Genomic DNA, 21701 nt, shown 5'->3' on the forward strand with positions numbered 1-21701 from the left:
GTGACGTGGGGTGCCTGCGGCGCGACGGGGCTGAAGTGTCGCGCCGGCATCGGGAACATCCGCTAGGGTAGGAATCATGCAGCTGAAGTTGATCGATGAGAACCGCTATGCCGAGGACATGAACGGCAGGGTGCTGCCGGCGCTCGCCGAATGCCGGGTCGAAGGGTGGATGGAACCGGCCGAGGTGGCGGGGTTCCCACGCCGCACAGCGTCGATGGCTCGTCCGGCGGGAGACTGCATTACGTGTGCTACGATTCGGCGAAATTCGACGCGCTGCGTGAGGACGGCGCGACCGGCGTGTTCCGCGGCGCCGTGGTGATCTCCCACGGATTCACCGAATTCGCGGCGAAATACGCCGAAATGGTCTGGTACTTCCTGATGTCGGGATATTCGGTGTGCGTCCTCGAGCACCGGGGGCACGGCTATTCGGCCCGCGACGTCGACAACCGGTCGTTGGTCTGGATCGACGATTGGCGTCGGTATGAGGCCGATCTGGCGAAGTTCGCCGATACGGTCGGCAAGCGGTATGCGGATGGGCAGCCGCTCGACCTGTACTGCCATTCGATGGGCGGCGGCATCGGCGCGGCCGTGCTGGAGACCCATCCGACCCTGTTCGACAAGGCCGTGCTTTCGGCGCCGATGATCGCGCCGGTCACCGGCATGCCGAACTGGCTGGCCGTCGGCTTGGCCGAGGCGCTGTGCTCGGTCGGCCTGGGCCGCCACGTCGTCTTCGGGCAGAGCGATTTCAGCCCGGAATTGGACATGTCGGCGTATCGGGGCGCCAGCGAGGCGCGCATACGCTGGTTCCACGAGCAGCGCGTCAATGACGTGCACCAGCAGACGAACGCGGCCACCTTCGAATGGGTGCGCCAGGCGCTGCGCCTATCCCGCGCCGTGCAGCGGCAGGACGCGTGCGCGAACATCGAGACGCCCATCCTCCTGTTCCAGGCCGGGCGTGACGTGTGGGTGCTCAACAAGCCGCAGGACCGTTTCGTGCGCAACGTCGCCGACGCCGGGGGCGATATCCGCAAATCCCGGTTCGACGATTCGCTGCACGAGATCTTCAGCATGCCCAATGCGGTGCTCGGGCCGTACCTTACGCAGATCTTCGATTTCCTCGGCGCCTCGGAGATGGAGACGATCGCTAGGTAGCGGGGCGCGAACCACTCAATCATTTGCGAGATAGACCGCTGGCGGCGCTCCTTAACGACGCGAGCCCCCTGCCGGCGAGGAATCGCTCCTCGCCGGCAGGGGGCTCGCGGAACCCGTCAACGCCGTTCATTCACGGCCGATTCATCCGTCTCCCCAAATGGGGAGCGGGGACGTGGGCCGGTACGCGGCGCGACGGCATTCGGGGAAAGCAGCGTCATCCTTCGATGGCGATGGTGTGCTTGGACTCAACCTGCGGCTGGGCCTGGACCTTCGGGACCTGCAGGCACAGCGTGCCGTTCTTGTAGCTGGCGTGGATGTCGGATTCCTTCACGTCGTCGCCGACGTAGAAGCTACGCGAGCAGGTGCCCACGTAACGTTCGCGGCGCAGCCACTTGCCCTCGTCATTCTTGTCGGAATGATCCTCGTCCTTGCGGGCGGAGACGGTCAGGTAGCCGTTGCTCAGTTCGACGTTGATGTCGTCCTTGTCGAACCCCGGCATGTCGATGTCAACGTCATAGGCGTTGTCGGTCTCGCGCACGTCGGTGCTCATCATGTTGGCCGGAGTAGCCGCAGCGCGGTTGTTGGCCGCACTGCGCCAACCCTTGAAGAACGGATCGTCAAACAGATCGGAGAACATCGTATCGTTCATCAACGCCGGAAACATTGCCATAATCGGTACTCCTTACACAACGCGAGGCGGAGTGGCTTGGCTTCCGAAGCGCCATCCGCGGTCTTCGGGGCGGCTATCGGGGCCGTTGGCCTTCGGGCTTTGGCTGGCGGCTTCGGTATCGTTGCCGCTCCCGGAACCCTTCCTCAGGGCTCCTGCCTTGCCTTTCACTTCATAATGTAGGTCGTTCGGGAGCGGATGGAGCCGAGTTTTACCCACGGTGAAAAAACTTGAGTCTATTGGACTCAAGTTTGTGATTGGCGGTGGCGATCGCGCGGGCATGGGCTGCGGCGTCGTTGCCGCGGTCAATTGTGAATCAGGGATGAATCAGTGACGTTCGGGGGGTGTTTGCCGTCCCCAACCGTGCCATGATGGTGGCATGAGACTTTTGGGTAATATTCTGTGGCTTGTCCTCGGCGGGTTGGCGATCGCGATCGGATGGGCGCTGGTCGGCTTGCTGCTGTGCATCACGATCATCGGCATCCCGTTGGGGGTCCAGGCATTCAAGATGGCGGAGCTCACGCTGACGCCGTTCGGCAAGACCGTGGTGTACGATCGCAGCTTCGATTCCACGCTGATGAACATCTTCTGGGTGGTGCTGGTCGGCTGGTGGATGGCGATCGGATACGTGCTGGCCGGCGCGCTCAACTGCGTCACGATCATCGGCATCCCGTTCGGCATCCAGTCCTTCAAGATGGCCAAACTGGCGCTCTGGCCGTTCGGCGCGCAGATTCTCTCGTTGCGCTGAACGGATGGTACGGCGTTCGCACCCTCGCGGCGCTCGCGTTGCGGGGACGTTCGCGTCGTGGGGGACGCGAATGATCGCTGCCCCGGCCGGCGTCGGGGCCTTTATACGCTGCCATAACCACATCCGATAACCTGCTGCGCGCGTCCCGCGGCCGCTCCCGATAGCGTATGATACGGCACGACTATCAGGAAGCTGGGGAGCGGCATGGCCGACGATCGTAAGCATCAGTCCGCGCGGCAGGCGGAGAATCCGCGTGCGGAACGCACCGGATACGCGGAGCGCGCGCAATACGCGCAGTATGAGAGCGACAAGGGACCCGAGCGGGGATCCTGGCCGGCCGATGGTGGGGGATATGCCGGTCTGCTGGCCCGCCGCGCGGCGGCCGTGCCGGCGAACGTCTTCGCGTCGATGGACGAGGTCGTGGCGCAGGAGCGCGCGGCCGGGTTCGACGTCATCGACCTGAGCAAGGCCAACCCCGACCTGCCGACGCCGGCATACATCGTCGAGGCCGGTCGGGCCGCGACCGGGCGGCTGGAGAACCACCGGTACACGCCGTTCGACGGCAAACCCGATTTCCTGCAGGCCGCCGCCGGGTGGTACCGGCGCGAGCAGGGCGTGGACGTGGACTGGACCACCGAACTGCTGGCCACCTGCGGCGCGATCATGGGGCTGTCCACCGTGACGCAGGTGCTGCTCGACCCGGGCGACACCGTCGTGGTGCCGGAGCCGTACTATCCGCCATATGCGGCGCTCGCCGCCGTCGCCGGCGCGCGTATGGTCACCATTCCGACCGATGAGGAGCATGGATTCATCCCCGATCTCGACGCCGTGGACCCGCAGGTGTGGGATGACGCCAAGCTGCTGCTGCTCAACTATCCGAACAATCCCACGGGAGCGGCCGCGACCCGGCAGTTCTATGAGCAGGTCGTGCGGCTGGCCCACCGCCATCATTTCCTGGTCATGAACGATTTCGCGTATGCGGGCATCGGCACGGAGGCGCTCCCGCTGAGCCTGCTGGCCGTGGACGGGGCGCGGGACGTGTCGATCGAGGTCGTCTCGCTGTCGAAGATGTACGGCATGGCCGGCTGGCGCGCGGGGTTCGCCGCCGCGCCGGCCGAACTGATGGCCCATATCCGCGACTACCACCACCAGATGTGCACCAACCCGGCGGGAGCCGTGCAGGACGCTGGCGCCGCCGGCCTGAACGGCGACCAGTCGAGCGTGCGCGAGCTGTCTCAACGGTACGCGCACCGGCGCGGGATCCTGTCCCAGGCGCTCTCCGCCGCCGGCATCCGCTCCTTCGACTCGGCGTATGGCCTGTTCGTCTGGGCCCGTGTGCCGGATACCTTCGCCGGGGACGGCGACGCCTTCGCCCGCGCCATATTGCGCCGGACGCATGTGGCCGTGATGCCGGGCTCCTGCTTCGGGGCCAGCGGCAAGGACTATATACGGCTGAGCCTGCTGGAAAGCGAGGATCACCTCATCGAGGCTGCGGCCCGCATCCGCGGCATGGCATGGTGACGCCGGGGTCCCATCCACACCGGTTAACACGGACACAAACAACACGAAACGAGCCCGACCGTAGGATACTGGCACGGCCACGCCGGCCGCATTCCGGTCGGGGCCGATCCGCGGGACAGACCGGATCACGATCAAAGGAGCATGCATGAGCACTCACGTTCAGGACAGCGATGTGCGCAGCGGGCCGGATCGCTATGTCAGCGAGATCGGTGCCGCCGCGCGGCTTGGCGACTATCTGCAGGACTATCGCAAGCCGGTGATCATCACCGGCCGCAAGTCGTTCGCGGCGTTCGCGGGCTACACCGCCGGCGCGGCGCCCGACCTGCCGGTGCTGCGGTACGACGGCAGCGCGACGATACGCAACGCGCATGAGGTCGCCGACCGGGTGGCCGAGCTCGGCGCCGACGCGATCGTGGCCATCGGCGCCGGCAAACTCGCCGACACCGCCAAGAACGTGGCCGAATTCACCGGCGCCGACCTGATCATGGTGCCGACGATGGCGGCGACCTGCGCGGCGTATTCGGCGCTGTCGGTCAACTACGACGACAAGCACCGTTATGTCAGCGCGCCGCTGCACCCGCGCAACTCGAATCTGGTGCTGGTCGACGCCGCGCTGGTCGGCAAGGCGCCGCGCGAGTTCCTGATCGGCGGCATCGGCGACACCCTGGCCAAATGGTACGAATCCGTGCCGGTGTTCGCCCGGGCCGGCGAGCTCGGTGCCTTCGACCGCCTTGCGCAGCAGTCGGCGCGGCTGATCCGCGATGTGCTGCTGGCCGAAGGCGAGGCCGCGCTCGCATCCTACGATTCCGGGAACGTCGACGGGCATCTGCGTCTTGTGGTCGACGTGATCATCGGGCTGGGCGGCACGGTCGGAGGCTTCGGCGGCGTGCGCGCACGCGCCTCGGGAGCGCACGCGATGCATGACGCGCTCACCTTGCTGCCTGGCAGCACGCGCGTGGTGCACGGGTCGAAGGTGGCGTATGGCATCATCGTGCAGCTGATCGCCGAGGGCAAGGAGGATGAGGCCCGCTCGCTGCTGCCGTTCTACCGCGCGGTCGGGCTGCCGTACTCGTTCGCGACGATGGGCCTGGAGCCCAACGAGGGCGACTGGCGCATGGTCGCGGAATTCGCGGCCGGCCCGAAGTCCGCGTTCTGCCTTGCGGTGCCCGGCATCACCGCCGACGCGATAATCGCCGCCATGCGCGAGGCGGAGCGGCTGTAACTCAGCAAGGGGCGTCGGCATCGACGCAAAGCCGCCCGCAATCATGGCTACACTTGGCTCCCCTCTGTGAGGCTGAGCCGTGAAGCAAACGCCAGAGGCGTTTGTAGGCGAAGGCGAGGCGACAGCCGAGCAGACAGGCTGCCGGCCGCAAGGCCATCCTTGATTGCAGGGCGAGCTGGCCGCGAAGTGGCCTGAGGGGAGCATTCCCGCAAACACCTGAATCAGCCGATTCACATATTCTCCCCTCAGTCGGCTACGCCGACAGCTCCCCTCCAGGAGGGGAGCCGGAATACGAAAAGGGGGCTTCTCCCGTGGGAGAAGCCCCCTTGACTATGCGGCAATAACGCCGTCCGTCAGTACTTGAAGGCCGGGATCACCGCGCCCTTGTAGTTCTTGTTGATCGCGTCGGCCACATCCTTGGTGTGGTAGGCGTCCACGATCTTCTTGTAGGTCGGGTTGTCCTTGTCGGCGGTGTTGGCCACGATCACGTTGATGTACTCCTTGAAGGCCTTGTTGGTCAGGCTGTCGGGCACCTGGTAGATCGCGTCGTCGGTGCTCATGCCGGCATCGATGATGAAGTTGGTGTTGGTGATACCGCCGGCGTAGTCGGGCAGCAGGTTGATGATGGCCGCGGCGTCGTTCAGCTCGATCTGCACGCCGCTCGGGTTCTCGACGATGTCGTCGACGGTCGGGTTGGCGGCGTTCGGGTCCTTGAGCTTGATCAGTCCGGCGCTGTCGAGCACCTTGAGCGCGCGGCCGGTGTTGGTGGCGTTGCTGGGGATGGCGATCTTGTCGCCGGGCTTGAAGTCCTTGACGCTCTTGTACTTCTTGGAGTACAGGTTGAGCGGGGAGATGTACGAGTCGCCGATCACGGTGAACTTGTAGCCCTTCTCCTTCTCCTCCTGCTCCAGGAACGCGTAGTGCTGGAACGCGGTGATGTCCAGCTCCTTGTTGGCGAGGGCCTGGTTCGTGTAGATGCCGTCCTGGAACGGCTTGAGCTCGAGCTTGATATGCGCGTTCCCCGAATCGAGCTTCTTCTGCACGGCGGTCCAGACCGCGTCGTCGGAGTTGCCGACGACGCCGACCGTCACGACCTTGTCGCTGCCGGCGTGCGCGTTGCGCACGAGCGTGACGCCGATGACCGCCGCGATGACGACGACGATGGCGACGAGCACCGCGATCAGCTGCGTCTTCGCCTTCTTCTTGGATGTTGCGGATGCCATAATATGCCCCTCTCTCTAGTGATATTGCGTTATGGCGTATGGGTGATGAATAAGGATCTGAATGAGGATGGAACGGATGCGGATCGGTCAGTGCTCGGTGATCTCGACCAGCAGACGGCCGATGAACTCGATCAGGCCGATCAGCAGCACGAGCACGATGATCGTCGCGTAGGTGGCGTCGAGCATGTACCGCTGGTAGCCGTAGCGGATGGCGAAGTCGCCGAGACCGCCGCCGCCGACGATGCCCACGATCGCGGTCAGGCCGATCAGGCTGATCAGGGTGATCGTGGTGACGCGGATGATCGCGGGGACGCCCTCGCGCAGGTAGACGCGGAAGATGATCTCGATCGGGCTCATGCCCATCGACACCGCCGCCTCCACGAATCCGGGGTCAACACTGCTCAGCGCCGACTGGATCTGGCGGGTGAAGAACGGCGTGATGCCGACGATCAGCGGGAAGATCGCGCCCTTCGTGCCGATCGCGGTGCCCACCAGCGCGCGGGTCACCGGCACGAGCGCCGCCGCGAGGATGATGAACGGGATCGAACGGAACAGGTTCACGATCTTGTCGATCACGTTGAACACCACGGGGTTCGGCGTCAGCCCGCCGTGCTGGGTGACGGTCAGCACCACGGCGAAGAAGGTGGCGAACACGAATGACAGCACGCCGGTGACGCCGAGCATGATGAGCGTCTGCACGAAGCTGTCGAAGAATTCCGGCAGTCGCGTGACGACATTCGGGAACCAGCTGGAAAGCAAATCGGTCATGATGCCAAAACCTCGATTCCGATGTTACGGTTCTTCAGGTAGTCGATCGCGGCGAGGATGTTGTTCCGGTCGCCCGTGATGACGACGACGAGACCTCCAAGGGGCGAGCCCTCGACCACGTCGATGTCGCCGAACACGATGTTCACGTCGATGTCGAACTGGCGGGAGATGTGCGAGACCAGCGCTTCGGACACCTCCTTGGAGATGTAGCGCATGCGCAGCAGCACGCCGCCGTCCCCGACGCTGACCAGCGGCGAGTGCTCCTCGATGAGGTCGTTGACCTTGTCGAGATTCGACGTGGTGGCCACGAAGGACTTGGTCAGCGGGGCCTGCGGGTTGACGAAGATGTCGAACAGGCGGCCCTCCTCGACGATCGTGCCGTGGTCGATCACCGCTACCTTGTTGCAGATCTGCTTGACGACGGACATCTGGTGGGTGATGATCACGATGGTCAGCCCCAGCGTGTCGTGCAGCTGGCGCAGCAGCTTGAGGATCGACTTGGTGGTGTTCGGGTCGAGCGCGCTCGTCGCCTCGTCGCTCAGCAGGATGTCCGGGTTGTTGGCCAGCGCGCGGGCGATCGCCACGCGCTGCTGCTGGCCGCCGGACAGCTCGCTCGGGTAGTTGTCGGCCTTCTCGGCCAGCCCGACGAGCTCGAGCAGCTCGGCGACGCGCGCGGCGCGGGCCTCCCGGTCGAGCTCGCCGCCCAACAGCGGCAGCTCCACGTTGCCGGCCACCGTGCGCGACGGCATCAGGTTGAACGACTGGAAGATCATGCCGATGCGCCGGCGCAGCGAACGCAGCTCCTTGGGGCGCAGGTCGCCGATGCCGCGGCCGTTGACCTCGAGCGACCCCCCGTCGAACGGTTCCAGGCCGTTGATGCAGCGGACCAGCGTGCTCTTGCCGGCGCCGCTCAGGCCGATGATGCCGTAGATGTCGCCGCGTTCGATGGTCAGGTTGATGCCCTGCAGGGCGACCTTGTCGCCCTCCTCGGTGTGGTAGATCTTCTTGAGGTCGTGAATGGCGACCGCCGGCACTTCGCCGGCGTTGCCGGTCGCGTTGTCGGGCGTGCCGGTCGCGCCGGTGGTCGCGTCGTCATGCGCGTGTTCCGTCATCGTGTCTCCTCTCTTGCGATGCGTGTTCCGTGATGCTTGTCGATGCCTGTCGGGACTGGCGGTCTTATCGGGCCTGCAGGTCCGCGCGGATCAGTACGCCAGCTCCAGCACGGCGATCACGTCGTCGCGGGTGAGCGGCGAATAGTTGCCGACCGTTGTGGTGCCTCCGTGCGTCAGCACGTCGGCGACGTGCTCGATGCCTTCGCGGGGGATGCCGAGCTCGTGCAGGCTCACGGCCAGGCCCAGCGCGCGGAAATGCTCCTCAAGCCGATCGGCCAGCAGATCGGCGGCCTGCTCGGGCGTGTAGTCGTACGGGTCGGCGTCGAACACGCGCGCGGCGAGCTGCGCGTAGCGTTCGGGCTTGCGCTTGGCCACGTAGCGGATGATCGACGGCAGGATCGCCGCGATGCCCTCGCCGTGGATCACGTCGTACTCGCCGCCCAGCTCGTGCTCGACGCGGTGCGTGGTCCAGTCGTTCTCGCCGCCGGTCGACAGCCAGCAGTGGTTGAACATCGTGGCCGACAGCCAGTGCAGCTCGGTGCGGGTGGCGAGGTCCTGCGGGTCCGCGGCGAAGCGGCGCCCCGCAAGCAAAGCGGCCTTGAGCCCGCCTTCCAGCAGCCGGTCGGCCGACTCGATGCGCTCGCCGGAGGTGAAGTACGGTTCGAGGAATCCGACCGCCAGATCGGCCACGGCGGCGGCCTGATGGCGCAACGGCGCGGTGCGCGAGTACTCGGGGTTGACGATGGCGAATTCGGGGATGATCAGGCGGGTTTCGAGCGCGCGCTTGTCATGGCCCTGCTGCAGCACGGCGCAGTCGGAGACTTCGGAGCCGGAGCCGGGGATCGTGCTGATCACGCCGACCGGCAGCGTCTCGGCCGGCGTTGCGGTGCCGTCGAACAGGTCCCAGACGTCGCCCTGATAGGGCACGCCGACGCCCACGGCCTTGGCCGTGTCGAACGAGCTTGCGCCGCCGGCCGCCAGCACGAAGTCCACATGGTTGGCGCGGGCCTCGTCCACCAGGGTGCGCACCAGCTCGATATGCGGGTTTGGCACCACGTCGCCGTTCTCGTACAGCCGCGCGCCGAGCGCGTCCGCGGCCTGCTTGACCTCGTCGCGGATGCCCAGATCGAAGACGTAGTCGCCGCTGTACACGAACAGGATCGCGGTCGGGTGGTAGGCGGCGAGCAGCTCCTTGAGCTGGTGCTGCGCGCCGACGCCGAAGATCAGCTGGTTCTTGCTGGAATAGGTGAAGGTCATTTGATCGCGTCCCTCCAGGTGGCCGGGGTGAAGGTGTGCTCGAGCGGCTTGAGGCGGCCGTCGACGTCCACCTTCAGCACGGAGTTGAAGGTGTTGCCGGCGATCATCTGGCCGGCGAAGCCGACGATCACGACGATCTCGTCGTCGTTGAACGCCTTGCGGACGCGGGCGAACAGCTCGTCCGGCACGGCGGTCGGGTTCTTGACGATGCTTTCGGCGAAGTCGATGAGCAGCTGCTCGCGCTCATCGGGCTCGAACTCATTCGGGTCCACGCCCAGATCACGCAGGTCGCTGACGAAGAACAGCGAGCACAGCAGGCAGCTGCCGGTGCGCGAGATCGCGTGGGCGAAGATCGTCGCGTCCTTGATGCCGAGCGTGGCGACCAAGCTGTCCCAGGAGTAGTGCCAGGCGCGGTAGGCGAGGAAGGTGCCGTAATCGCGCAGCAGGGTCTGCTGCATGTTGGTCAACGTGCCCTTCTTGTCCAGATCGTCCCACGCCTTGCTGGCGTCTGCGGTCAGATTGTTCGGGTCCGCCGATCCGACTCGTGCCATGATGATCCTCTTTCCTGTGTGGTATCCGTGCGTTGTCTTGTGTGCGCCGCGCGTGTGCCGCCCGTCGCGGGCGTCGCGCCTTCCGCACTGCCTGACTCATCGTATGGCCCCGATGGTGGCCGGGGAACGGGTTGGTTATACGTGGAATTGATAGGCCCATATCAGGGCGTTGCGGCCGTGCGGGTGCTGACGGGGGCGAATATGCCTCGAAACGGCGGTGTGTCCAGTATGTGGACGCGTATGGGGCGGGTGGTGGCTGCTTTGATGAGCCGATGCGTTCCGCGGAGGCTGCTTTTGGGGCCTTCCGGTTCGTTCCCGGTCTGTTGCGGGGCTGCCCGGGCCCGCGATGTGCCGTACTGTCGAGTTGTCGATCATGCCGGCGAAGATGATCGCGCGCTGGGGCAACCTGACGGTCAATGGCCTGATGTTCGTGATCTCCGGCATGATCCTGCTGCCGTTCGTGCGGCCGTGGGCCACCGCGCCGGCATTGGACTGGGTCGGCGTGCTGCTCATGGTCTATACGGTGGTCGGCGGCACATTCGGTGCATACTGGCTGTTCCTGGGCGGCATGATGCGCGTCGGTTCGATGCGCGCCACCATGCTCGGCACCAGCGAGCCGGTCGCCGCCACCATCACTGCGGTCATGTTCACCGGGGCGGTGTTCACGCTGACCGATCTGATCGGATTCGTCATGATCCTCGCGATGGTGTTCCTAGTGCGGTGAGCGGGAGACCGGCGCCGGCCGCCGGTTCCTGATCGCCGGTTGCCGTGCCGCGCATCCGTAGTATCGTGAGTTCCATGAGCGAACACAACACGCCGACCGCCTATTTCGCCGGCGGCTGCTTTTGGGGTCTTGAACGGTACTTCCAGAACGTCGACGGCGTGACCGGAACCACGGTCGGGTACGCGCAATCCACCGTCGAATCGCCGACCTATGAGCAGGTCTGCGCCGGAACGACGGACGCCGCCGAAACCGTGCGCGTCGAATTCGACCCGGAGCAGGTGACGCTGCGCACGCTGGCGCTGCTGTTCCTCGAGGTCATCGATCCGTTCTCCGTGGACCGCCAGGGCGAGGACCACGGGCGGCAGTACCGCACCGGGATGTTCTTCACGGATGAGGCGCAGCAGGCCGTGTACGTCGCCGCGCTGGAGCAGCTCGTCGACCGGCAGCCGCAGCGGCCGGCCGTGCTGGTCGAGCCGCTGCGCAACTTCTACCCGGCGGAGGAGCGCCATCAGGACTACTTGATCAACAACCCCGGCGGATACTGCCACATTCCGCTCGCCGCGATCGCGAATGTGAAGCGCCGCCAGAAGTACGTGGAGCGCATCTGGGGCCTGACGCTCGAGCAGTTCGCCGTCACCCAGCATGCGGCCACCGAGCGCCCCTTCGTCAACGAGTACGACGAGGAGTTCGAGCCGGGCATCTATGTGGACATCGTCAGCGGGGAGCCGCTGTTCTCCTCGCGCGACAAATTCGATTCCGGATGCGGCTGGCCCGCGTTCTCCCGACCGATTTCGGATGCGACGCTGACCGAGCACGAGGACCACCGCATTCCCGGGCGTGATCGCATCGAAGTGCGCACGGCGGATACGCAGATCCACCTCGGCCATGTATTCACCGACGGTCCGGCCGAGCGCGGCGGGCTGCGGTATTGCATGAATTCCGCCGCCCTGCGGTTCGTGCCGCGCTCGCGGATGGCTGAGGAAGGCTATGGCGACTGGATCGGCGTGGTGGACGGTGACGATCGGTCATGAGCATGGAGAACACGGGGAATACCACCGGAGCGCGTACGCCGTCCAAACGCGAGGATGAGCGCACGGTCGCCGGCGAACGGCGCATGATGAGGCGCGCGGACCGGGAGGTGACGGATCGTGAGCAGATCGCCGCGATTCTCGCGGGCTGCGACATCGTCGACGTGGCCTACACGGATGCCGAGGGGCTGACCGTCGTGCTACTTAATTTCGGTTACGACTACGACGTGGCGTCCGGCGCTATGACCCTCTGGTTCCACTCGGCGCCGCACGGCCGCAAGCTCGACGCGATCAGGGCTGCGGCAGGCGGGCGCTTGCCCGTGGCGTTCGCCATGCGGACCGACTGCGAGGTGGTGGCCGGCCGTGCCGCGTGCAACTGGGGCGAGGCGTTCAAGTCGGTCGTCGGCAACGGCGAGGCCTCGCTGGTCGAGGATATGGACGAGCGTCGCCACGGATTGCAGGCGTTGATGGCCCATCAGGCGCATATGCCGCATGTGGAGTTCACCGATGCGCAGGTGCGCAGCGTCACCGTGTGGAAGATCGAGGTCGGTTATCTGACGGCCAAGGTCCGTGCCAAGCCGGCGCCCGTGCATGCGCATCAGCATCAGCAGTCGGCTGCGTCTTCGTCTTCGGCTTCGGCGGGTGCGCCTCATCCGCAAGCGGAATAGGCGTGCCGTGGCGTTGGCGCAGCGGCCGTATCCGCGCCGGTGGGCGGTCCGCGCCCGAACCAGATAGACTTGCCGCATGGCAGCAGTAACAGTGGTGATTACCAGCTACAATCAGGGTCCGCTGATCCGTGAAGCCGTCGAATCGGCGCTGACGCAGACGGTCCGGCCGCAGCGCATCATCATCGTCGACGACGGGTCGGATGATGCGGCCTCGATCGATGCGCTGAACGCGATTCTCGACGATTGCCGACATGGGGCGAAGATCGGACGCGCGGCCGCCGGCGGCGTTGCGGTCGACTTGATCGGGCAGCCCAATGCGGGGCCGTCGGCCGCGCGCAACCGGGGCATATCGGCCGCCGAGACGCCGTTCGTCGTGGTGCTGGACGGCGACGATCGTCTGATGCCGGAGTTCATCGAACGCACGCTGCCGTTGCTGGAAGGCGACGGCGCGATGGTCGCCGCGTCCGGTTGGCTGCGGACGTTCGGCGTGCTGGATTCGGTGGTCCGACCGTCCGGCGGCGGCGCCTCCGCGTTCGTAGCGCGCAATTGCTGCCCGGCGACGTGCCTGATTCGCCGTTCCGCGTGGGAGCGATGCGGCGGCTATGACGAATCGATGCGCAGCGGATTCGAGGACTGGGACTTCTTCCTGTCGATGCTGGAGAGCGCGGGCGGTGCGGATGGTGCAGACGGTGTGGACGGTGCCCATATCGGCATCGTCCCCGAGCCGTTGATCGCATATCGCACCGCCCCGGTGTCGCCCAACGTGACCAGCATGGCCAAACGGCTCGATCTGATGCGGTTCCTCATCGCCAAGCATCACGGCCTGTACGCCGGGCACCTTGCCGACGCGGTGCTCGGGGTCGAGGCGATCTCTATGCGGCGCCTTGCCATGTGGGAATCGCTGATGCGCGGGGATGCCGAGGCCAGCAAGGCGTTCATGGCCAATCCCACCTACGGCGACGGCGGCATGGCCGCCGCCGTGCGGCTGCGGAGCTGAGGGTCAGCTCACCAAATGCCGATAGAGCTCCGGGTCGACCGGCCGGGCCAGGCGCAGGACCGACAAGGTTACCTTCACGCTGCCCTGTCCGCTCGCATCGGGCTTGGTGGTGAGCCGGGGATGCCCGAACGCGGCGACATGGCCGACGTAGTAGTACTTGCCGTCGGCCTCCTCCGCCTTGCGCATGACGAACAGCGGGACGAAATGCGTACGGTGCCAGTCCGGGCCGACGCCGTTGAGCGCCCATAGGAATTCCGGGGACTGCGGGGTGCGCCCATTCTTGCTGAAGTATTTCATCTCCTGCGTGTTCAGGAATTCATCCTCGTACTGGCTGGTTGCGTATTTCACGAAGATGGGCATGGTTCCGGTCTCTTTGTCGAGTAGATAGCCGCCCACGTTCTGCGGGGTGTTCTCCTTTTTCCAGCCGCACAGCCGCATGACGTCGGCCATGGAATACTTGCGTTCGTACAGGAACATATGGTCGAAAGCCTGCTGTTTGGCGGTGGCCTCGCGGAAGATGCCGCGGCAGTTGGCCAAGCCGGTGCGCAACGTATCCGCGAAGAAGATGCGGAACGTTCGGTTCGCGGCAAGCATGGCGGCGAATGCGTCGCTCAGCCGATAGGCGATGTCGTCTCCCACAGTTCCGCCGCCTGTGGCGTTGCCCAGTGTCTCGATCAACGGCTGATTGCCGAAACGGCTGCGATTCGGACCGGTGAAATACGAGTAATCGAGCACGCTGATCGCCGAGTCGAATTGCGCGTCCGATGCGTCGGCTTGCGGGAATTCGGCGTGAATCGCGTCGAGCAGTGCGCTGCGGCCGATTGGTGAGCCGGCGTCCCAATGGTGAGGCGCGCCGTCGCCCGGTCGCTCGTCGGCGAAGCGGCAGAGCCGATCGAGAATGACCAACTCGTGCGGCCGCAATCCGGGGAGCAGCAGCTCCGTCGCCATCTTGAGCACCGCATCCTCAACGTCGGTTACTGGATCCAATTGGTCTTCGAACGTCGCTTCGTGGTGTCTGCCCTTGCCCAGGCTTTTCTCGCGCGAACGCACGAAATCAAGATAGTTGCTGCGCTTTGACGCGAGCGTGCACGGCAGCGAGGGGTCATAGTCGTAGATATCCGTGAGCATGGGGATGCGCCCCAGCTCGTAACGCACCTGCCGGTATTGTTCGGACAGCTTTTTCATGTCGGACCAATCGGCGGTGTCCAAGGACTTCAGGATGCGTTCCTTGGCGATCGGGTCAAAACTGATGGATGACAGGCCGATCGATTTGCGCTGCAGGTTCCGGCGCGCTCGATCGCGGTCGCCGGTGTTGCCGTACAACGCCACCGGGATCAGGTAGTTGTTGGTGTAGTTGCCGATGAAATCGATGACCACGACGCTGTCTTTGTGGGGGAATTTACGTAGGCCTCGGCCCAGCTGCTGCGTGAAGATGATGCTGGATTCGGTGCTGCGCAACATGACGATCTGGTTGACGGCGGGAATATCGACGCCCTCGTTGAACATGTCGACGGTGAAGAGGTAGTCGAGCTCGCCTTCGGTGAGCTTGCGCACATACTCGTCCCGCTGCGTTTGGGATACGGGCTTGCCGTTGTCGTCCGTGCTGGTGACGGCCGCGGTGCGATAAAGACGTTCCGCCTGCTGGTTCCATTGCCGGTTGAACAATCGGGACAGTTTGCGCGCCTCCTCTTGGCGGCTGCAGAACACCAGTCCGGTGACGGGAATGTTGAACTGCCCATATTCCTGCAACTTGTCGACGATGTAACGCACCCGTTGCCCGGTGGCCAGTTGTTCGATCTCGTACTTGAGCTGCTTCGAGTCCTGCGCATCCAGGCCATTGGCCACATCGAGGCGGTGGGAGGAGTCTTCCGGATCGTCGTCGGAGCCAAGATATTCCGCGACGCCGTAGTAGTGGAACGGGCAGAGCATGTTCTCGTCCAGCGCCTTTTGCAAGCGGATCTCATAGGCGATGTTATGCCCGAACAGCTCGAAAATGTTGATGCCGTCCGTGCGCTCCGGCGTGGCGGTCATGCCGAGCATGAAATCGGCGTCTTTGAAGTGGTCGATGATGCGCCGATATCCGTCGGCGCCGGCATGATGAACTTCGTCGACCAGAATATAGTCGAATTCATCGGATCGGAATTGCGCCAGAATCTCCGGCCGGCGCATCGTCTGCGCCGTGGCGAACACGTAGCGGCGGTCCTGCTGCTTGCTGGTCCCCGAATACAGTCCCAGTTCGGATTCGTCGCAGCCGAGCACCTTGTGGTAGGACTTCATCGCGGCTTGAAGAATCATCTGCTGCTGGGCGATGTACAGCATGCGTTTCGGCCGGTATTCGCGCACGTCGAATGCGGAAAGATACGTCTTCCCGGTGCCCGTGGCGGACACGATGATCGCGCGGCGCTCGCCTTGCTCGCGCAGCCTCTTCAGGTTGGCCAACGCCTCCCGTTGCATGGCATTCGGTTGTATATCGCGCTTGGCGAGCGATTCCAGGATCGCGCGGCGAGGCGGGGCGTACTTCTTGAAATCTTCTTCATACCGCTTGATCCACTCTTCGGTGAGCGGCACGGAATCGTCGACCTGCGAGGCGATTTCGTCTTGGAACTGCCCGACAAGATCACCTTCCGCCAGCGAGGAGACTTTGAGATTCCATTCGCGCTGCGTGGTCAATGCGGTGTCGGTGAGATTCGAGCTCCCCACGTACATGTCGTAGTAGGGCGTGCCGTCCTTCATGCGACGGGCGAAAATGTATCCTTTTGGATGGAACGGCTGGCCTTGGTGCATCGCATCGGTCTCGGCATCGGCAGAGCCTTCCCAGACGCGAACGTCAATGCCGGCGATGTTCCGCAAATGCAGCAGCTCCCAGAACGCCCGCGGGTCGTTGAAATGGTTTTTGGTCGAGGTTATCAGCCTGCTGGTCCGTTTCGCTATCGAGCGATGGCTTCTGAAGTCCTCGAACAGGCTGAGCAGGGCTCCGGCGGAGACGAATGCGACGGAGATGTCGAAGGAGTCGCTGGTGGCCAAGGCGTCGCCGATCTCCTCCCGCATGGTCGGCCCTCCAGCTCGATTGGCGATCAGTGTCGGCTTATATTCGCCGGGCGCGTCCAACCGTGCCGCGATCAGACCGGAGACGATGTCTTCGAGCATCGACGATGCCGGACCGGAATCGCCATGCTGCATGCCTGCCGAATACTCTGGTTCGTCGTCTGAACTTGTGGGCATTGTCGCTCGTTCCTTGTGTTGCTGATTGCCTTGCTTGCATGTACCGTGCCGCTTTGCGGCGCGCTCATCGGATTATCGATTGGTCGCTGACGAGTGCGGCGACTGTCTCACGGTCCACCGGGGCCCAATTCAGTTGCGGCATATCGGCAGGGGCCAGCCATTGGATATTGGTGTGCTCGGTGAGGTGCGGGGAGCCCTCGACGAGATGGCAGATGAAGGTGGTCAGCCGCACCGTGCCGAAGTCGTAGTCGTATTCACTGGTGCACACTTCCTGCGCGACGTTGATCTCGCACAGCAGCTCTTCTTCGATTTCGCGGTGCAACGCCTGCCGAGCCGTTTCATGGGGCTCGATCTTCCCTCCGGGGAACTCCCAATATCCCGACAACGTTTTTCCCGGACCGCGCTGCGCGCATAGCACTGCGCCGTCTTTGACGATAACGGCTCCTACGACATTGATGATTTTGCGCTTCGGCTCCATGAACAACCAGGATACAACGCTGCAAGATCCGGGTGTGATTCGTTGCGGCACGGGGGATGCTGGTGAAGGGCAGGCGGGCTATTGTGGTGATCACGGAGATTGGGCCATTCATGGAACATGATCCTGTGATGGCCGGATCACCGAAAATGCACGGCAGGCGTACCGGATATCACCGAACATCAGCAACTCAAGAGGAGATTGACATGATTCTCGTCACCACCACACCGTCCGTCGAAGGGTATGCGATTACGAATTACCAGGGCATCGTGTTCGGCGAGGTCGTCGCCGGCGTGAATATGTTCAGGGATATCGGCGCGAGCCTGCGGAACGTGTTCGGCGGTCGCAGCCAGGGGTATGAGGAGGAGCTGACGAACGCCCGCAACGAGGCGATCGCCGAAATGCAGCAGCGGGCTGAGGCGATGGGCGCGCACGCCGTGGTCGGCGTGGACATCGACTACGAGGTGCTCGGCGCCGATGGGTCGATGCTGATGGTCACCGCGTCCGGTACCGCCGTGCAGATCGTCCGTCAGGGGTGACGGTACTCGTATATCGAATACGGTCGGCTGGCTGGCGCTCGGGCGCCTGTGACTGCCTGAGCATGGTGATTCTCGCGTCTGGGGTGCGCCGGGAGCCCCTGATGAGAAGGACCAGGACTGCGGGCGGTGCGGCACGGGTCTTTGTACGGGATACCGTGCGTCGCCGGGCGCCCAATGAGTCGTAAATGCGAGTTATCGGTGCGTGGGCGGCGAGACTAGCCTCAAAACAGGTCATTTTCATCGGTGGAATCGTACCTGCAACCGGTTCCACTACTACGGGGCGCACCGACAACTCGATGTTCCGCTGCACGGATGCCACGGGATGGATGCAGCTGAGCGTCGGATAATCCGTAATCCGTCCGAATAATGCTTTAGGTGACTGTGATAGGGTGCCGGCAAGGCGTAGCGGCAGGAAGGCGGGCGAAATGCGCATCAGTGACGACGAGTTCGAACATGCCATCGAAGAGGTACTGGCCGACCTGCCTGAACGGTTCAAGCGGGTATTGGAGAATGTGGGTATCGCCATGGCCGACGAGCCGAACGAGCGGGAGCGCGCGACGATGAGCGATCCGCGCGGCGAGCTGCTCGGCCTGTATGAGGGCGTGCCGATCACGCGGCGCACCACGGGCTACAGTGGTGTGATGCCTGACGTCATCACCCTGTTCAAGGGGCCGCATGAGCGTTTGTGCTCGACGCCGGAACAGCTGCGGCGCCAGATCCGCAAGACCGTATTGCACGAGATCGGGCACTATTTCGGTTTCGACGACGAGTATCTGCACGCCCACGGCTACTGATCTTCATGATTGCTGGTAGGAGTTGTTCCCAGCATTCTTCTCGTGCATATGGGGCTTTCAATCCAGCGAATTGACGGGTGCCGTATATCGCCGGCGCTGGTTACGCTGTCGTCCATGACCATACGAATCGAGGCCTGCGATCACCTGCCCGATGACGCCCGCGCCATCCGCGAACGGGTGTTCATCCGTGAACGTGACTGGAGGCCGGAATTCGATGAATGGGATGCCGTATCCGTGCATTTGCTGGCATTCGAGCCGACCGATCCCGGCCGTGCCGTGGCGACCTGCCGGTTCTATGCCGACCCCGATCATCCCGATCAGCCGGGACGGTACATCATCGCGCGGCTGGCGGTATTGCCCGAGGCACAAGGGCAGCGTATCGGGTCGCGGCTGCTGGCTGATGCGGAGCGGCGCATCGCCCGGCTCGGCGGGACCATGGCCGCCGTGCACTCGGAGAACGATCACTATGGTTTCTACGAGCAACGCGGTTACCGCCTCACCGACGAGGTCTACGAAGGCGGCCGCCACGGTTGGTTGGTGAAGGATCTGCCCGGCCTCGCATGAAGGAAAGTCCTGTCTTCGCGCGATGCGCCGGAGCCGGGTGGGCCCTGCGGTTCGCAAGGGCTACAGCGCGCAGACAATCAGATAGATCGCCACGACGTGGCAGGTGTACCCGATGACCGTGCCCAAGTGAAACATCTCGTGAAACTCGAACCAGCCGGGAATGGGATTCGGCTTGTGCAGTGCGAAGCATACGGCTCCGGCGATATACGCGGCGCCACCGCACGCGATGAGCACGGTCGGCGCCGGGCCCACCGCGGGGGCCGCCCATAGCTGCGGGATAAGCGTCACCGGGGCCAGGCCAAGCACGACGTACACGGTGGTGAACACCCAGTTCGGGGTTTGCAGCCAGACGATGTGCAGTATCGTTCCGACCGCCGCGGTCACCCAGATCACCGTGAGATACGGGCGGCGGATCGCCGGGCTGAGCGCGAAGAGCACGGGCGTGTTGGTGCCGGCGATGATGAGGAAGATGTTCGAGTAATCGATGCCGCACAGCACGCGGGTCACTTTCGCGCTGCGCCACGGCACGACGTGCAGCAGCGCGCTGTTGCCGAACAGCAGCATGGCCGAGGCGCCGTACATCGCGCAGGCCGCCTTGACCGGGCCGGCCGGCGCGATGCAGATCAGCACGATGGACGCCGCGATGCACAGCGGCAGCGTGATGAGGTGCAGCCATCCGCGCAGGCGCGGCTTGCGTTTGCCGAACGCATCGACGGGGACGATCCGGCGTTCGGCCGCCTTCAATGCGGATTTCGCCTGGCGATAGCGGGCCTTCGCGGCCTTGTAGCGGGCCAGCGCGCGATTGAGCGCGGCGTTGTTGGCGTCGGCGGTATTGGCGGTGTTGGAGGAACGGGCAGCTTGGTTTATTGCAGTGGAAGCTGCTTCTTGCGCCGCTTGTGCGGGTTCCATCGCTCCGGGAATCGGTTCCGGGCGGAGTTTGGTGGACGGGGTGCGCGCGGGAGCGCCGTGCGGTTTTCCTCCCCGGATGCGCTGCGCCGGCAGACGGTGAAGCGCGGTTTGTTGTGTAACCGGCGTGCTGGTGGAAACACTCATGCTAATCACCTCGGTATGGTCGGTGGCGCTCGCTCGACCATTAACTTACGCTACCGTAACCTAGTGTAGGCGGCAAGGGGAGGCGCGATTGATTATGGGGTGCACTTTTCAGCTATGGTTGGAAACGAGTGAATGCAATGTATGCCAACGGCGCTCATCGCACGGCCTGTATGCGGCACGCCGCTGCGGTGAGGCAGGGTAGGGAGGCGCCATGAAACGAACCTCAGTGCACCGTGATCCGGAGCTGTTCCCCAAAGAGGTCCGGCGCTATGTTGCGGATGGCAAGCTTTTCGACAGCAGTTCATCGCCTCAGGCCACCGTCTACTATGCGGACATCGAAGGCGGGTACTTTCTGAAAACCGCGCATGAGGGAGCGTTGCGGCACGAGGCAGTCATGACCTCGTATTTCCACGGCAAAGGGCTGGCCAGCGCCGTGCTGCATTACGGGCAGTGGAACGGGTGCGACTGGCTGCTGACGGCACGCGTCCCCGGCGAGGATTGCACGGCTGCGCAGTATCTGGACAACCCCGAGCGGCTCGCCACTTTGCTGGGCGAACGGCTGCACGCGCTGCATGAGCTGCCGTGCGCCGACTGCCCCGTATCGGATCTCACCACTTCGTACCTGACGACCGCGGAACGCAATCATGGACTTGGCCGGCATGATCTTTCGTTCTACACCGAACGGTATGGGCATGCGGATGTCGATGACGTCTATGGCATAGTGAAATTGCAGGGCTCAAGCTTGCATGCCGATGTGCTGTTGCACGGGGACTACTGTCTGCCGAACGTTATTCTGGACGATTGGAGATTCGGCGGATTCGTGGACTTGGATTGCGCCGGCGTCGGCGACCGGCACGTCGACGTGTTCTGGGCGTTGTGGACGTTGCGGTTCAACCTGCACACCGACGCATACGGAGACCGGTTCCTGGACGCCTATGGCCGTGATCTGATTGACGAGGAACGGCTGCGGACTGTCGCCGCCGTGGAGGTATTCGGATAGGCTCAGGCTCGCCGCGGATGCGCGAGTCATTTCCGTGATCGTCATACCGGATGGGCTTGTGGAATCAAAAGTTCCTATAACCCGCAATCTATCACAGTCGTATGACTGTGTGAATGGCGGGATGACTGTCATGTGACAGTCATGTGACTGTGTGAGGGACGTGCAAATCAGATGTTTCTCTGATGGGTCGTCTCGGTGCTTGCCGGTGACAGCCGAACGCGAATCGACGTGATCGAGGCAACTGATTCTGTTACTGCGGCCCTGCTTTTTGAGAAAGCGAAAGGGCTGGAACCTTTCGGTTCCAGCTCTTTGGTGCTGGTGCGAGTGGGGGAGTTGAACCCTTGGGGACATGTTGCGATCAAGCCGTTTTCGTTGAAACTCCAACGATTCTAGGTCATTGCAAATCAATGATTTTC

Annotated in this window: 19 protein-coding genes and 2 pseudogenes; 12 read left to right on the top strand and 9 right to left on the bottom strand. The window is 63.9% G+C overall.

From position 1 onward, the window contains the following. Positions 1-76: 76 nt before the first annotated feature. Positions 77-1152 (top strand): annotated as a pseudogene (locus BBSC_RS00410) (alpha/beta fold hydrolase). A gap of 214 nt (positions 1153-1366) precedes the next feature. On the opposite strand, the gene BBSC_RS00415 reads toward BBSC_RS00410, so the two are convergent. After that, the gene (locus BBSC_RS00415; protein WP_033517639.1) at positions 1367-1822 is read right to left on the bottom strand and encodes an Hsp20/alpha crystallin family protein; all 456 of its coding nucleotides are present in this window, start codon (positions 1820-1822) and stop codon (positions 1367-1369) included. 376 nt (positions 1823-2198) lie between these two features. On the opposite strand from BBSC_RS00415, the gene BBSC_RS00420 reads away from it, so the two are divergent. The 3 genes from BBSC_RS00420 (at position 2199) to BBSC_RS00430 (ending at position 5310) form a co-directional block, all read left to right on the top strand. Beyond that, on the top strand, positions 2199-2567 hold the full coding sequence (locus BBSC_RS00420; RefSeq protein ID WP_033517637.1) for a YccF domain-containing protein: 369 nt from the start codon (positions 2199-2201) through the stop codon (positions 2565-2567). A 204-nt stretch (positions 2568-2771) separates the two neighbouring features. Next, positions 2772-4088 (top strand): pyridoxal phosphate-dependent aminotransferase, encoded by a 1317-nt coding sequence (locus BBSC_RS00425; RefSeq protein WP_081892985.1) that lies wholly within the window; start codon positions 2772-2774, stop codon positions 4086-4088. A 145-nt stretch (positions 4089-4233) separates the two neighbouring features. After that, positions 4234-5310 carry an iron-containing alcohol dehydrogenase family protein gene (locus BBSC_RS00430; RefSeq protein ID WP_033517635.1) on the top strand — a complete coding sequence of 359 codons (1077 nt, stop codon included), beginning with the start codon at positions 4234-4236 and terminating at the stop codon, positions 5308-5310. A 353-nt stretch (positions 5311-5663) separates the two neighbouring features. On the opposite strand, the gene BBSC_RS00435 is transcribed toward BBSC_RS00430, so the two are convergent. From BBSC_RS00435 to BBSC_RS00455, 5 genes are all read right to left on the bottom strand, one after another. Then, positions 5664-6533 carry a MetQ/NlpA family ABC transporter substrate-binding protein gene (locus BBSC_RS00435; protein WP_033517633.1) on the bottom strand — a complete coding sequence of 290 codons (870 nt, stop codon included), beginning with the start codon at positions 6531-6533 and terminating at the stop codon, positions 5664-5666. A gap of 87 nt (positions 6534-6620) precedes the next feature. Beyond that, positions 6621-7301 carry a methionine ABC transporter permease gene (locus BBSC_RS00440; RefSeq protein WP_033517631.1) on the bottom strand — a complete coding sequence of 227 codons (681 nt, stop codon included), beginning with the start codon at positions 7299-7301 and terminating at the stop codon, positions 6621-6623. Then, positions 7298-8413 (bottom strand): methionine ABC transporter ATP-binding protein, encoded by a 1116-nt coding sequence (locus BBSC_RS00445; protein WP_171818088.1) that lies wholly within the window; start codon positions 8411-8413, stop codon positions 7298-7300. The genes BBSC_RS00440 and BBSC_RS00445 overlap by 4 nt, the downstream gene beginning before the upstream one ends. Before the next feature lie 90 nt (positions 8414-8503). After that, on the bottom strand, positions 8504-9670 hold the full coding sequence (locus BBSC_RS00450; RefSeq protein ID WP_033517629.1) for an iron-containing alcohol dehydrogenase: 1167 nt from the start codon (positions 9668-9670) through the stop codon (positions 8504-8506). Beyond that, complete coding sequence (locus BBSC_RS00455; protein WP_046726129.1) at positions 9667-10221, bottom strand: carboxymuconolactone decarboxylase family protein; 555 nt, start codon at positions 10219-10221, stop codon at positions 9667-9669. Before BBSC_RS00455 ends, BBSC_RS00450 begins: the two co-directional genes overlap by 4 nt. Positions 10222-10507: 286 nt before the next feature. On the opposite strand from BBSC_RS00455, the pseudogene BBSC_RS00460 reads away from it, so the two are divergent. The 4 genes and pseudogenes from BBSC_RS00460 to BBSC_RS00475 all read left to right on the top strand — a co-directional run. After that, positions 10508-10945 (top strand): annotated as a pseudogene (locus BBSC_RS00460) (EamA family transporter); the annotation flags it as partial. A gap of 74 nt (positions 10946-11019) precedes the next feature. Further along, a complete protein-coding gene (msrB, locus tag BBSC_RS00465) occupies positions 11020-11976 on the top strand; it encodes a peptide-methionine (R)-S-oxide reductase MsrB (protein WP_081892983.1) in 957 nt (318 codons plus the stop codon). Beyond that, positions 11973-12641, top strand: coding sequence for a pyridoxamine 5'-phosphate oxidase family protein (locus BBSC_RS00470; RefSeq protein ID WP_046726128.1), 669 nt, complete (start codon positions 11973-11975; stop codon positions 12639-12641). Before msrB ends, BBSC_RS00470 begins: the two co-directional genes overlap by 4 nt. Before the next feature lie 76 nt (positions 12642-12717). After that, on the top strand, positions 12718-13638 hold the full coding sequence (locus BBSC_RS00475) for a glycosyltransferase family 2 protein (protein WP_033517625.1): 921 nt from the start codon (positions 12718-12720) through the stop codon (positions 13636-13638). Between the two features lie 3 nt (positions 13639-13641). Here the strand turns inward: BBSC_RS00475 and BBSC_RS00480 are convergent, their stop codons facing one another. Then, positions 13642-16818, bottom strand: a complete 3177-nt coding sequence (locus BBSC_RS00480) for a DEAD/DEAH box helicase (protein ID WP_033517624.1) — start codon at positions 16816-16818, stop codon at positions 13642-13644. A gap of 106 nt (positions 16819-16924) precedes the next feature. Beyond that, positions 16925-17338, bottom strand: coding sequence for a (deoxy)nucleoside triphosphate pyrophosphohydrolase (locus BBSC_RS00485; RefSeq protein WP_033517732.1), 414 nt, complete (start codon positions 17336-17338; stop codon positions 16925-16927). Between the two features lie 203 nt (positions 17339-17541). Here BBSC_RS00485 and BBSC_RS00490 point away from each other — a divergent pair, with 203 nt between their 5' ends. The 3 genes from BBSC_RS00490 to BBSC_RS00500 all read left to right on the top strand — a co-directional run bounded on the left by BBSC_RS00490 (position 17542) and on the right by BBSC_RS00500 (position 19232). After that, positions 17542-17874: a putative heavy metal-binding protein gene (locus BBSC_RS00490; RefSeq protein WP_033517623.1), complete on the top strand. Its 333-nt coding sequence runs from the start codon at positions 17542-17544 to the stop codon at positions 17872-17874. 425 nt (positions 17875-18299) lie between these two features. Continuing rightward, positions 18300-18668: a metallopeptidase family protein gene (locus tag BBSC_RS00495; RefSeq protein ID WP_033517621.1), complete on the top strand. Its 369-nt coding sequence runs from the start codon at positions 18300-18302 to the stop codon at positions 18666-18668. A gap of 114 nt (positions 18669-18782) precedes the next feature. Beyond that, on the top strand, positions 18783-19232 hold the full coding sequence (locus BBSC_RS00500; RefSeq protein WP_033517619.1) for a GNAT family N-acetyltransferase: 450 nt from the start codon (positions 18783-18785) through the stop codon (positions 19230-19232). Between the two features lie 60 nt (positions 19233-19292). Here the strand turns inward: BBSC_RS00500 and trhA are convergent, their stop codons facing one another. Then, positions 19293-20285, bottom strand: a complete 993-nt coding sequence (gene trhA, locus BBSC_RS00505) for a PAQR family membrane homeostasis protein TrhA (RefSeq protein ID WP_392387059.1) — start codon at positions 20283-20285, stop codon at positions 19293-19295. 211 nt (positions 20286-20496) lie between these two features. Here trhA and BBSC_RS00510 point away from each other — a divergent pair, with 211 nt between their 5' ends. Then, positions 20497-21285, top strand: a complete 789-nt coding sequence (locus BBSC_RS00510; RefSeq protein ID WP_033517615.1) for an aminoglycoside 3'-phosphotransferase — start codon at positions 20497-20499, stop codon at positions 21283-21285. Positions 21286-21701: the final 416 nt, after the last annotated feature.

This window comes from Bifidobacterium scardovii JCM 12489 = DSM 13734 (assembly GCF_001042635.1).
GTDB lineage: Bacteria > Actinomycetota > Actinomycetes > Actinomycetales > Bifidobacteriaceae > Bifidobacterium > Bifidobacterium scardovii.